The organism is Dietzia sp. UCD-THP (assembly GCF_000349585.1).
GTDB lineage: Bacteria > Actinomycetota > Actinomycetes > Mycobacteriales > Mycobacteriaceae > Dietzia > Dietzia natronolimnaea_A.
The window spans coordinates 78,537-91,035 of the sequence record NZ_KB714668.1 but is presented as its reverse complement, the minus strand read 5'-3'; the positions used below and the strand labels follow the sequence as shown (position 1 = coordinate 91,035).

General features: G+C 63.1%; 13 protein-coding genes and 2 pseudogenes. 4 read left to right on the top strand and 11 right to left on the bottom strand.

Translation table 11 applies throughout. The annotated features are described in order from the left end of the window. Positions 1–17 precede the first annotated feature (17 nt). The 5 genes and pseudogenes from H483_RS37575 to arsB all read right to left on the bottom strand — a co-directional run bounded on the left by H483_RS37575 (position 18) and on the right by arsB (position 3,945). Entirely contained in the window at positions 18–647 is a 630-nt protein-coding gene (locus H483_RS37575) for an arsenate reductase ArsC (protein WP_017838566.1), read from the bottom strand. Between the two features lie 12 nt (positions 648–659). After that, entirely contained in the window at positions 660–2,000 is a 1,341-nt protein-coding gene (locus H483_RS37570) for an FAD-dependent oxidoreductase (RefSeq protein WP_017838565.1), read from the bottom strand. Next, positions 1,997–2,416: an arsenate reductase ArsC gene (locus H483_RS40300; protein WP_256378867.1), complete on the bottom strand. Its 420-nt coding sequence runs from the start codon at positions 2,414–2,416 to the stop codon at positions 1,997–1,999. Before H483_RS40300 ends, H483_RS37570 begins: the two co-directional genes overlap by 4 nt. A gap of 18 nt (positions 2,417–2,434) precedes the next feature. Next, positions 2,435–2,821, bottom strand: a pseudogene (locus tag H483_RS40295) (low molecular weight phosphatase family protein); the annotation flags it as partial. Beyond that, positions 2,818–3,945 (bottom strand): ACR3 family arsenite efflux transporter, encoded by a 1,128-nt coding sequence (gene arsB / locus H483_RS37565; protein ID WP_017838563.1) that lies wholly within the window; start codon positions 3,943–3,945, stop codon positions 2,818–2,820. The gene arsB and the pseudogene H483_RS40295, both read right to left, overlap by 4 nt. 88 nt (positions 3,946–4,033) lie before the next feature. On the opposite strand from arsB, the gene H483_RS37560 reads away from it, so the two are divergent. From H483_RS37560 to H483_RS39370, 3 genes are all read left to right on the top strand, one after another. After that, positions 4,034–4,396 carry a metalloregulator ArsR/SmtB family transcription factor gene (locus H483_RS37560; RefSeq protein WP_238556426.1) on the top strand — a complete coding sequence of 121 codons (363 nt, stop codon included), beginning with the start codon at positions 4,034–4,036 and terminating at the stop codon, positions 4,394–4,396. 630 nt (positions 4,397–5,026) lie between these two features. Beyond that, complete coding sequence (locus H483_RS40645) at positions 5,027–5,998, top strand: LGFP repeat-containing protein (protein WP_081615256.1); 972 nt, start codon at positions 5,027–5,029, stop codon at positions 5,996–5,998. A gap of 854 nt (positions 5,999–6,852) precedes the next feature. Continuing rightward, complete coding sequence (locus H483_RS39370) at positions 6,853–7,293, top strand: hypothetical protein (protein ID WP_143337767.1); 441 nt, start codon at positions 6,853–6,855, stop codon at positions 7,291–7,293. Positions 7,294–7,724: 431 nt separating this feature from the next. Here the strand turns inward: H483_RS39370 and H483_RS37555 are convergent, their stop codons facing one another. The 3 genes from H483_RS37555 to H483_RS38310 all read right to left on the bottom strand — a co-directional run bounded on the left by H483_RS37555 (position 7,725) and on the right by H483_RS38310 (position 10,539). Then, positions 7,725–9,041, bottom strand: a complete 1,317-nt coding sequence (locus H483_RS37555; RefSeq protein ID WP_017838561.1) for a DUF4185 domain-containing protein — start codon at positions 9,039–9,041, stop codon at positions 7,725–7,727. A 127-nt stretch (positions 9,042–9,168) separates the two neighbouring features. After that, entirely contained in the window at positions 9,169–9,549 is a 381-nt protein-coding gene (locus H483_RS37550; protein ID WP_017838560.1) for a hypothetical protein, read from the bottom strand. 573 nt (positions 9,550–10,122) lie between these two features. Beyond that, entirely contained in the window at positions 10,123–10,539 is a 417-nt protein-coding gene (locus H483_RS38310; protein ID WP_017838558.1) for a hypothetical protein, read from the bottom strand. Between the two features lie 287 nt (positions 10,540–10,826). On the opposite strand from H483_RS38310, the gene H483_RS37545 reads away from it, so the two are divergent. Next, positions 10,827–11,360 carry a hypothetical protein gene (locus H483_RS37545; protein ID WP_017838557.1) on the top strand — a complete coding sequence of 178 codons (534 nt, stop codon included), beginning with the start codon at positions 10,827–10,829 and terminating at the stop codon, positions 11,358–11,360. An 87-nt stretch (positions 11,361–11,447) separates the two neighbouring features. On the opposite strand, the gene H483_RS37540 is transcribed toward H483_RS37545, so the two are convergent. The 3 genes and pseudogenes from H483_RS37540 to H483_RS37530 form a co-directional block, all read right to left on the bottom strand. Then, positions 11,448–11,693 carry a hypothetical protein gene (locus tag H483_RS37540; protein ID WP_017838556.1) on the bottom strand — a complete coding sequence of 82 codons (246 nt, stop codon included), beginning with the start codon at positions 11,691–11,693 and terminating at the stop codon, positions 11,448–11,450. Positions 11,694–11,699: 6 nt separating this feature from the next. Then, complete coding sequence (locus tag H483_RS37535) at positions 11,700–11,978, bottom strand: putative quinol monooxygenase (RefSeq protein ID WP_031265402.1); 279 nt, start codon at positions 11,976–11,978, stop codon at positions 11,700–11,702. A gap of 68 nt (positions 11,979–12,046) precedes the next feature. Further along, positions 12,047–12,493, bottom strand: a pseudogene (locus H483_RS37530) (recombinase family protein); the annotation flags it as partial. Positions 12,494–12,499 lie beyond the last annotated feature (6 nt).

Sequence of the window (12,499 nt, the reverse complement as noted above, 5' to 3'; positions counted from 1 at the left end):
CACCGGGTTGCGGCGGGTCACCTGTGAACCGTGGCCCACCAGGCGCGGACTCGATCGTCGATGTCGTCGACGATCTGGCGGGTGATCTCCGGAGTCTGCTCCGCGGGGTCGACAAGGTCCCAGTCCAGATAGTTCTTGCCCGGATACACCGGGCAGGCATCCCCACACCCCATCGTGATGACGTAGTCGGCAGCCCGCACCACGTCATCAGTCAGTGGCTTCGGGAACGCCCCCGCCATGTCGATTCCGCGCGATGCCAAGGTCTCCACCACGACAGGGTCGACCTCAGAGGCCGGGAGTGAGCCAGCTGACCGGACCTCGACGCCGCTACCGGCGTAGTGCTTGAGCAGGGCCGCGGCAATCTGGGAGCGGCCGGCATTGTGGACACACACGAACAGCACTTGTGGGACGGTCGACTGGATCTTGCCCTGTGACAACGCCAGTGCACGGAGCCTGTCTGAGGCGAAGTTTCGGGCCAGCGCCGCGAGATACCGCTTGATCGTCGCCGTGCGAGCCAGCGCGGTGTAGGACTCGAAGACGTACCGCTCTATGGTCTCGGCCGAGAACATGCCCTCGTACGTTCGAGCGAGGTCATCGGCCGTGCGCTGCAGGACGTGGACGTCCAATTCGGGTGCGTCGATAGTCATGGCGGGGACCTTTCAGCAGCAGGAAGAGGTGGAGGTGGTGGCGCCGAGCGAGATCAGTTGTGGGGTTGCCGGTGCATCGCACGAGCCACCGAGGTCGGTGGAGCAGACTCCGGTCTCGGGCAGGTCGAGGTGCACATCATCGGCGGCGGCCCGGTCACCGGCGAGTGCGGCGGCGATGGAACGGACCTGCTCATAGCCGGTGGCCATGAGGAACGTTGGTGCCCGGCCGTAGCTTTTCATTCCCACGATGTAGAAGCCGGTCTCGGGATGCGCCAGCAGGCTCTCGCCGTGCGGTGCCACGCTTCCGCAGGAGTGGAACTCCGGATCGATCAGCGGCCCGAGCTGATACGGAGCGTCCACGGCCGGGTCGAGAGCGAGCCGAAGCTCGGACAGGATGGACAGGTCGGGGCGGAATCCGGTGGCCGGGACGAGTAGGTCCACCTCGAGTCGAGTGGGACCCTGTGGGGTGCTGGCGTGCACGGTCAGATTGTCGGTCTTCGGGGTGAATTCGTTGATGGTGAAGGAGGTGTGGACCTCGATCACTCCGGACTCGACGGCTTCGCGCAGGCGGGTGCCGAGCGCTCCGCGGGCCGCCAGTTCATCGCGGTCCTCGCCTCCGTAGACGCTCGACACCTCAGGGGTGCGCACCGCCCAGCTGATCCGCGTTGCAGGGTCCTGCTTCGCGAGGTCAACCAGGTCGAGCAGGGTGTTGGCGGCCGAGTGTCCGGCCCCCACGACCAGGACGTGACGTCCGGCGAAACGGTCGCGCTCTGACCCGGTCACGGCCGGAAGCGGCGCGGTGATCAGGCCCTTGTCGATCGCCGCGTTCTCACCGGGTGCGGGTAGACCGGAGCGGCCGAGCGGATTGGGCTGGCCCCAGGTTCCGGAGGCGTCGATGACGCTGCGGGCCCGCACATCGGTCACGGCGCCATCAGCGGCCTGGACTCGGACCAGGAACGGGGTCTGCTCGCGGCCCGCCGAGCGGGTCTTGTCGATTCCTTCTCTGGAAACCGCCACCACGCGGGCGCCGGTGCGGATGACATCGTCGCCCAGGAGCTTGGCGAGCGGGGCCAGGTAGTGCTTGATCAGCTCGTGCCCCGTGGGCAGAGCGTCCGGGTCGGGCTCGGTCCAGCCGGTGGGCTCGAGTAGGCGTCGGGCGGCGCTGTCGATGTCGTACTGCCAGGGCGAGAACAGGCGGGTGTGCCCCCACTGCTCGATAGCGGCGCCGATGGTGGCGCCGGCCTCGAGCACTAACGGGGTCAGACCCCGTTCTCGCAGGTGCGCGGCCGTGGCCAGCCCCACGGGGCCGGCGCCGATGACTACTACCGGAAGCTCGTTGAAGTTCGTGCTCATTGGGTGTTCTCCTTCGGTGCCAGTTCGGCGATCAGGGTGGTGATGCGCCGCTTGATGTCGTCGCGGATCGGGCGGACAGCGTCCTTGCCCTGACCGGCTGGATCGGCCAGTTCCCAGTCCTCGTACCGCTTTCCCGGGAAGACCGGGCAGGTGTCTCCGCAGCCCATCGTGATGACCACGTCGGCGGCCTTGACCGCGTCGGTGGTCAGCACCTTCGGTGTGGCGGTGGTGATGTCGATGCCTTCTTCTGCCATCACCTCCACCGCGACGGGATTGAGCTGCTCGGCTGGCTGCGAACCGGCGGAGAGGACCTCGATCCGGTCCCCCGCCAGATGCGAGAGGTAGCCGGCGGCCATCTGGGAACGCCCGGCATTGTGGACACAGACGAACAACACGCATGGCTTGCCATTGGTGATCTCTGCGAGCAGATCGCGTACTCGGTGGTCGATGTCGTCGCGGACCAACCGCATCCGCTCCATCCCCTCGATTCCGCGGGCGGAGGGCTCGTCGGTGTTCCACACCTCGATCGTGCCCGCCATCCCGTCGACCGGTTCGACCTGGGCTTCCTCTCCCAGAACGATCACCCGGTCCACCCGCCGGAGCAGGTCGGGATCGATGGCCGTGGGTGTCTGGTCGGACATGTCGGCGCTGAGCTCGGCGACCGCTTCCGCGGCTAGGGCGTTGACCGCGGAACCGGGCCGGGTGCCCGCGGAGTGGACCTCGATCGCCTCCCCGGTGTGCAGGCGCATGAGCGCTGCTGCCATCTGGGACTTGCCGCCGTTCTTGACGCACACGAACAAGACGCTGGGAGTGTTGGTCATGGCCGGGCTCCTTCGGTGTTGCGGGCCGGGTCCGTGCGAGATGGCGGGAGGGTTGGGTCTCCCGGGAACAGTTTCGGTCCGGCCCAGAGCGCGACGTAGACGAGCCCGATCAGAACAGGAACCTCGATCAGCGGGCCGACCACACCCGCCAGGGCCTGGCCCGAGGCGATACCGAAGGTGCCGATCGACACTGCGATCGCGAGTTCGAAGTTGTTGCCCGAGGCGGTGAAGGCGACGCTGGTCGACTTGGCGTAGTTCAGCCCCACCGCCTTGGAGACGAACCAGCTGAAGAAGAACATCAGGACGAAGTACAGCAGTAGCGGCGCGGCCATCCGGGCCACGTCCAGCGGCTGCGAGGTTATCGCCTCGCCCTGCATGGCGAACAGCAACACGATGGTGAACAGCAACCCGTACAGGGCCCACGGGCCGATCCGGGGGAGGAAGGTCTCCTCGTACCAGTGCCGTCCTTTCGCCCTCTCCCCCAGCACTCGGGTGAGGAAACCGGCCAGCAGGGGGATGCCGAGGAAGACCAGCACGGAGATCACGATGGACCACACGGAGAACTGCGCTGAGGTGGTCTCCAGTCCGAGCCAGGAGGGGAGCAGCTGCAGGTAGAACCAGCCCAGGGCGCCGAACGCCACGACCTGGAACACCGAGTTGATCGCCACCAGTACCGCGGCGGCCTCCCGGTCCCCGCACGCCAGGTCGTTCCAGATGAACACCATCGCGATGCACCGGGCGAGTCCCACGATGATCAACCCGGTACGAAACTCGGGAAGATCCGGCAGGAAGATCCACGCCAACGCGAACATGAATGCCGGCCCGAGGATCCAGTTCAGGATCAACGATAGCGTGAGGAGTTTGCGGTCGCCGGTCACCCTGTGGGTCTCGTCGTAGCGCACCTTCGCCAGGACGGGATACATCATCACCAGCAGGCCGATCGCGATCGGCACCGAGATGCCGCCGATCTTCACCGAGTCCAATGCGGCATCCAGGCCTGGGACGAAGCGCCCGAGCAGCAGGCCGGCGGCCATGGCCACGAGGATCCATGCGGCCAAGTAGCGGTCGAGAAACGACATCTTCTTGGCGACCGGCGCAACAGCCCGGGCTGTGGTGGTGCTCATTGGCACGAAACTCCCTCATATCGATGAACGTCTATGCTGGAGGCTATGCTCACATATCGGCATGTGTCAATGTATTGTTCAAGGTGAGGTGATCGAGGAAATGACTTCAGCAAACGACGTCCTTCCGACTCGGACGCAGAACGAGTGCTGCCCCCTGTCATCAGCTCCGATCACCGCCGAGACCGCAGATCAGATGGCGCGCACGCTCAAAGCACTGGCGGACCCGACACGCCTGCGACTGCTGTCCCACATCGCCGCGCAAGGCTGCGAGTCGGTGTGCGCGTGCGACTTACTCGACGTGGTCGACATCAGCCAGCCCACGATCAGCCACCACCTCAAGAAACTCGTCGACGCAGGACTCTTGACCCGAGACCAGCGCGGCAAGTGGGCACACTACTCAGTCGTGCACGAGACGTTCGTCGACCTACGCCGCTTCCTAGACTTGGCCTGAGGCCACCCGGAGCGGTAGCCGTTTCACCAGTAGGCAATCCGGCCGGAGTCGCTACGCGGACCACGCAGCTGCAGCCCGCGAAAGTGAGTCGCTGCCAGAATGCAGGTGGCTGGATGCCTACCCATCTATGGCACGTACACCACGGCCGGTAACCAGGTCTTATGTAAAGTTGTAGTTTGCGTATAGCGTCAGATGAATCATCCCTGCATGAGCGTCTCTCCTGTGTAGTTCTGCGATCTCCGGCCGGGCCTGCGGAATCAGCGACTGCTGTGCGCGATCGGCGTCGGGCCGCGGTGTAGAAGAGCGCCACCGAGTCGTGCAACGTCGAGGTACCACTCGGCGCGAAACGATGCCGCCGAGCCCCTCCTATGCGGCGCCAGACCCGTAGCAATGCGGGAACTTTGGTCTCTGGGCGATATCGATTGTGACTCGAACCAACATTGTTACGACCGTTCACCAGCGGTGATACTCCTGGGGCGGATGGGAACACGAAAGTTCAATGTGAGCGGCGTCACATCGGAGTTTGATTCTCCCCGTACAGTTTTCCGCCCCTCAGGAGGTCTCGCATGAGATCGCGACCAAGAAGTCCCCCGCTTGCTGCGGCTCGTCGCAACAGCGGCCACAGCCACCATGGTGATCGCGGCCCCAACCCTGGTGGCAGGGGCTCAACCAGCCACCACCGCCCGCAGTGAGGCACCGGCAACGACGTCACCACCGGTGCCGACTGCACCGTCCACGAATCCGAGCCCCTCCTCCCCCGCCGCAGGCCCTCCGTCTCAGGACACGCCACCCGAGCAGCGCCGAGACCAGGCAACCCCCTCACCGAGGTTCCACACAACGGCCTGCGCAGCCTTCTGGAACCCGAACTTCGGTCGCAACTTCACCGTCTGCGGCCGCATCCTGGACAAGTACCACCAGCTCGGTGGCCCGGGAGGGTTCCTCGGCCCGCCGACATCAGACGAACTCACCAACGCTGACGGCATCGGAAAGCGCACCTCATTCCAAGGCGACGCCACCATCTACTGGCACCCCGACACCGACGCCCACCCGGTCGGCGGCGCCATCGGAAGCAAATGGGCCCAATTCGGATACGACCCCGGACCACTCGGCTACCCGATCACCGACGAAATCACCAACCCCGACGGAATCGGGAAACGACAAGCATTCCAACACGACTCCAGCATCTACTGGCACCCCAACACAGGAGCCCACCAGATTGGCGGACAAATCGGCGCACGCTGGGGAGAACTCGAATGGGAAGCCAGCTACCTCGGATACCCCACGACCGACGAACTATCCACCCCGAACGGAGCAGCTCGTTTTAACCACTTCGAGAACGGGTCTGTCTATTGGGCTCAGCCAACTGGCGGGCACGACCTGACGAGAGAGATGATGGCGATTTGGGGAGCGTACGGATTCGAGACTGGACTGATGGGACTTCCTGCAGGAAACAACATCCCAGACTCCGACATTTCCGTACTAGCGCGGGGACAACAGGCGGCGCCAAGACTACGAATCCCTGGCGAACCACAAGAGCAGGTCTTCCAAAACGCAATCGGTCGATTCGGGACGGACGGAGAAGCATATGTACGAGGCAGGTAAAACCAAGCAAATTGGACGGAGAGCCCGCCTTCCTCTCGTCATCGCCTCGATAGCGGCACTCATTTTATCGGTGGCAGCGACAGGACCCGAAGCTATCGCCCAGACGTCCACCGAGGCTATACAACCAAGTGGGACAGTGGGCGATGAAGGCAACGTAACTCCGTCAGATCCCGATACGATAAACGAGGAACCACCACAAATGGTGGCAGCCGCTGCGCCTCCGTGGTCGTACACGGGAGAGCAAATGGCCACGAGCCGAATTGCTAGGTGTGACACTTGGAAAACGCCCCAAGGTGGAACATACTCATCCAGTATTCTCCGACGAGGGTACTGGTTCGATGGGGCAACGGGAGACCAACCGTTTGGCTACGATAAGGCACGGGGTAAGCACTGGGTATGGAACAGAAACATATGGAAGGCGACGGTAGGAAACGCGGGGGGCTGTAACGAGTCTCAGTCGAATCCCACCGCTGGAGTATTCACAAACTGGTTCGACCGCTTGACATGTCGTGTCATTAACTCAATTCCCGTCGATTGCAGTCAATGGGAAAGTAAGCGGGTTCGCTCTATCGAAGTGCGATCAACCACCCAGAACACCCCGCCTGGCAGCGAGATGCTAGGCAATCTCAGTATCTACTGTGAGAATACGCCGCCTAGCGACCAACTGTGTCCGATTTGGGTAGGCTACGCAGTCCCTCCACATCCTGACGATACTCCGCCACCGTACAACTAACTAGGTAACCCGTCGGGGCATCGCAGTTGAGCGATGCCCCGACACCGGCGTTGCCCAGGTTACGCTTTTGTGCGACAGATATTGAATCCTAAAGTTACCATTACATTAGAGCGGCAAAGTTATGAACCAAGACGGGCCAACCGAGAACCACTGGACTGACACGTTTTCAGAAAATGAGCACTCGCGGGCTTTTCCATTCATCACCCAATGCCATCGCGAATTGCAGTCGCGGTACTGCGACGACGCCAACCGAGATATGCCGTCGCGCTTCCTTTGTTACTTGCTGAACGAGATTCGCACTAACACATTAACCGAATGCTGGTGCGTAGGCGTACGCGACGCTGGAGTACTTGGCGATGGCAGCGCATGGATCAAATATAGTTTTGGCGAATTGAAATTTGCTATTGCTCTTCGAATTGACGCCTCCGTTATCAAGGCGCACACCGACCACTTAGCGAGGTATGCAAGCGAACTTGCAGCTTTCACAATTGGAGAGCCGGGCATCAACTTGGCAAATTCAGAAATCGTGGACGGCACCTACTGGTTTAGGGTGGACAGATAGTTAACCGTTCTGTGTACGCTATTCAGGGCAGTTGGTGGGCAGTTCGGCGAGGGCGTCTGGGTATGCGCCGTGGCCGTTCAGGGCGAAGCCCGCGAGGCCAACGACGTCGCGGCGCCAGCGCAGGAGCCCGAGGAGTAACGGCTCCCCTACTTGGTTGGCTGCGTGGCGGCTGGAGCGTGCTCGCCGACGGCGACTCCCCCATCCGTTCGGACTTGGGTCGGGGAACGCCGGAAACACGTAACGTTTCCTGTTCCCGGATGCTGTGGATCTGAGTGCGGTGACGACGGACGCAACGCTGGCATTGCTGCCGCCCAGAACTGCACCCGTTCTGGGCGGCCACTAATTGATCCGACAGACATTGCGGAAAAGCGACACCGCCCGGGACGCCCGGGCCAAGGGGCGCACCGCCGAGGAGTCCGCTCGAGAAGGGCCTACTCCGCGGTCATCGGGTCATAGTTTTCGTGATCGGCCGGGGTTGTGCGATCGTCCTCGAGTTCTCCTTGTAAGGCAGAGCGGAGCCAATCATGATCGACCTCGGCGTCGACTGCGTCCGCGAGAACCGCGACCTGCTCGGCCACGGGGAGCTGAGAGACGTCAGGCGCCAGGTCCCCCGTGTACTCCTCGGTCACGTGACTGGACTCGGAGGACAGGTTCTCGGTCGCTGCCCGCGCCGTCGGAGAGGAACTCAGGGAGCCGGACCCTCCACCGAAGAGGCTGACCTCCCATTGCCTCGTGCCGTAGTAGAGCGTCTGGCCATTCACCTGCGGCCACGCTGACAGCAGCATTTGCGCACGGCCCAAGTTGCTGTACGGATGGATCGCCGGCGCGTAAAGGGCTGGCTGCTCGACTCCGGTGACCTGAATGGCGGGCATCGTCCATAGGCCTTCCGGGCGAGGAGCGGTCCGGGTGACGGCGCCAAGGATGCCGTCGCAGTACGAGAGCACGACTCGTCCGTCGATGACTTGAGCGGAGAGCTCGCCGATGGCGTTGTTAGGAACCGTGGGGGTGAGGATCGGGGTCGTGAAACCACCGCGGCGCCATGCCCATGTTCCGCCGCCGTCTCGACCCCAGAACTCATAGGTTGAACGGTTCCACATGCTGCGCCAGTCCACGCGCACGAGATGGATGCCGCCGCCGTTCCAACGGCCCTCGTTGGTGCCGTAGATGTAAACCCAAGGTTCGCCGGGGAGCATGAGCATCGTGTTGTTCTGGAAGTGACTCCACTCCCCCACGTTAGGGAAGTCGAAGTTCTCGCGATTGACCTCCAGATCCCACGTGCGTTCCCAGTTCTCGGCGTGGGCTTCGGTCGAGGTCCACATGCGCGAGTGGAAGGTCGCCCAGCTCCCGCCGGGCGAGATCGGATCCCAGGACCGGATCGCGAAAGTTGTCATCATGTACCGGCCGTCGGGCAGGTGGATCAGGTCGTTCGGAATGTTGGTGAAGCCGTCCGGGAGCTCGCCAGCATGGACCGTTCCGCGGTGCTGATAGTTGATCATCTCTTTGGCGTAGGCGCCGCCGATGGCGTTGTCCCACCGGATGCCGTTCTCAATGTCTGGGTTGGACTGGCGAAACCCGACTGGAGACCTCCAGCCGCTGCCGCCGACGTGGTCGACGAAGGTGTCGCCGAAGATCGTGATCGTGTACCCGTGGTTGGTGATCGCCGGGAACCCGAGATCGGTTGCTGAGGCGCCCCAACGCCCAGTTTCGTTCGGGCCTGTCAGCTCTTTGACCAGTCGTGCCATCGTCATGCCTCCTGTGTCGAGAAGTCGCCTTGGCGACGAAGTGAGCAACGTCAGTTTGCGTCGTTCACATCCACCGTGCCATGCGGGTACGACACGAAACTGAACGATTAGTTCACGAAGGAGGTGAATCTCGTTAGAGTCCGGGGATCATGCCCGGGTACAGGAAGACGTTGGACGCTGGAGTAGACGATCCAAGGCCCAGAATGGGGCGCAGCTTGTGTGGGTTCCCGGCTTGGTCGGCCTGCCAGCAGTTGTCGTACCCGCGGAACCCGGTACACACGATCTTCGTGGTCGTGCCAAACGGCGAGATGATTCTCGGCAGGCCGATGAAGGGATTGTAGAACTCCAGACGGTCAGGGGTGAGCGCAAAGCTGGTCACGTCGACTGGCCGGACGGGAGATCCCTGCCCGGGATCAACGGGCCAGGCGTCCTGAGCGTTCGCTTGTCCCACACCGACAAGCATTGATGCAGTGGCCAATGTGACGGCGGCGAGCGTGGCAAGGGTGCGGCGCATAATCAATTCCTTGCTGGGAGGGACGGTCTCAACCCGGTTATCGTCGCAGAAGTCGTATGCGTTAACAACGGAGCAAGCTGGCGTTCTCAGGCGCTCAGCGCTACTGGGAACTTGAGGGTGCACCCATCCAGGTGAACCGGTGACCGGTCGGATGGCCAGTTGCACCGCCTCAGGCCTGAAAGCGTAGGTGCCACTCGATGGCGTCGCCCACCACCAGAGTCGTGACGTGGCCGTCCTCGGCCACGAACCGGACGCTGACTCGGGAAAGTGGAGCATCGGACATGCGCCGAGCGTAGCCGCGCCAACGTGCACTTCTCGAAGAGAGCCGTGCCCCCAACATCTCCACCGGCGGGCGTCTCCTCTCTCTCCCCCGCCCCCGATTCCTAAGAACTGCGTAGGCCGTCCCAGTTCCTTGGTTTTGGGACGTTGCGCGGTTTCTTTCATCAATAGGCCGGTCCGGGACGAAGCAGACTGGACCGGCACCGCTGGCGTCGAGGATGACGAAGAAGGTGACCACCGTCATTTTCACCTCCTACCAGCCGAAGGCGATGGTCCAGGCTGTACCGGGTGAGCTCAGCTGGGCGCGAAACCGCCAACCTCGATAGATACCCACACGGGCACGATCAGCAAGACCACGACACTGAAGCCGGCTACGGCCGATCCGGTCAGGAGCCGTCCGCGCCGCCACCTCCACAACAGCAGCCCGCTGGCCGCGTACACCGCTACAACGGGAACTGCCCACGAAAGCCAATAACCCACCGTCGGACCGGGCACTCCAGGCGCTCGATCCTGCGTCGGCACCGCCGACAGTTCTGGAACCGCGAACACGCCGCGGAAAGTCTGGACCGCCCAGGTAACCGTGTACCAACCGACAACGAGGCCCACGAGCAGGCCGACCGCCGGCAGGAGGGAAACTAGCAACCCACGAAGAACGCTCTCGCCCGATCGGCCAGCGGCCGCCGAGCCCGCATCGGCATCTCCGCTGGCCATCCGATCACCATAGTTGCCCGCCTTCATTAGAGGCTTGCAGCTCATCGACAATCGCGCGGTAGGGCCTCATCCACCAAGCCTCGCCGAGCCCGAGCGTCCGACGAGCGGAAGAATGGGCCGTCACGAAAATCTGTGCGGGAGGCCGTGCACTGAAACGGGAGACCTCGCGCGCCCGGGGCTGGTGCACGAGTAGGTGACTGTTCCAGTTCCTGGGTTCTGGGTTCTGGGACGACGCGGCCTCGCCGTTGCCTATGTGTACTACGGCGGTGATGCGGCAGGATCGACAGATGCAACGAAACCCGGCCCTCACGACGCTCCTGGTGGCCAGCTCCGCGATCATGCTTACCTCATGTGGGAACTACGTGAACGTCGAACTGAGCGGGCGAACGGGTGTGTCCCACGACGGAAATGGCAACCTGTCGTTTCACGTCAACACCTGTGAGAACTCGACAGAACGAGTCGATATCGTCGCCGGACGCGAGGGCCTCGCAGGCGACGAAGAGAATCCCGTCATCGGCTCTTACACCCTCGACGAACCCGTCGGTGGATCATTCGTGATTCGCGATCAGGCCCCTTCCCCTTGGGCGGTGGATCAACAGCTCGACCTGCCGGAGGATCCTTCACACTTCTTCATCGTCTCGGCGCGGCCCGAAGACAAGGGAGGCCCCGCCTTCATTAGGCCTGAGAAGTACTTCTCCAGCGCGGCCGTCACGTACGACGAACTCATGGCCGCACGGGCGGGCGCCGTCGTGACCGGCATCGACGATGGCCTGACCTCTGTCACTCAGGAGGAATTCGACGCCGCGTGCCCCAGTGAGTAGTGCTACCTCTCGAAGGCTGACTCGGATGCCTAACTCGGCCAGTTCCGACACCGGGCCCAGGCCTCGTACCCCCTGATGGCGCGGTGCTTACCGCGAGGTCGCCCGCCTCGCGCCGGCGATTCGGTGAAGAGCCCAGAGGATCAACCCCACGACCGGCAGCAGCAACGGCACCACGAACCATAAAAACGACTCGGGCCACGACGCTCCCCGCCGCCGCTCCGTGACGGCGATCGGGACCGGGATCAGCAGCCACGCCAAGCCGGCGAGCAGCCACATGATGTCGTAGGCCAGGGGGACCGCTGCAATCGCACCGTCTGCCGCGAAAATCGTCATGTCCGATCAGAGTCCCGTGACGGAGTAGTCACGCTCGATGCTTGCCGTAACTGCACCCCACTGGCTGCCTTGAACTCGGTCCTGATGCCTGCGGAACGAAGCGGCGTCGTCAAAGACCTCCTCGACACGCCAGACCAGACTGTCCTCGGTCGGGATCACTAAGAATGACCTGCAGCCCGGCTCGGCTCGCGTCAGCTCGACATGACGCGGTAGGTGGGTAGCGACAAGGGTGGCTTCGCGCTCGTCGCGACAGATTAGTCGGCCTTCGAGATGAACTTCGCTCACCGATCCAGTCTCGGACACTTCCTTGCAGGTTGGTCCCTGAACAGCGCAGACAGGCCGATCATCGATGGCTACGAAGGCCGACGTTGCAGGGCGCGGTACAGCGTGGACCGGCCGACTCCGAGATCGCGGGCGATCGCCGACGGCCCCTCCCCCGCCTCGATGCGGGCGCGGGCCTTGCCGATTTGTTCGTCGGTCAGGACGCGTTTGCGCCCTTTGTACTTTCCCTTCGTCTTGGCGATGGCGATGCCTTCAGCCTGGCGTTCACGAATAATGGCCCGCTCGAACTCGGCGAACGCCCCCAGCAGCGACAGCATCAGATCCGCTCGAGGATCCTGGGCGCCGGCGGCATAGGTGGCCCGCTCGTGAACGAACTCCACACTCGCGCCCTTCGCGGTGATCTCGCCGACGATCTGCTTGAGATCAACCAGGGAACGGGCGAGACGGTCCATCGAGGCGACAACCAGCTCGTCCCCGTCTCGCAGGTACCTGATGCACTCTTCGTGTGACTTTCGCTGTTAAAT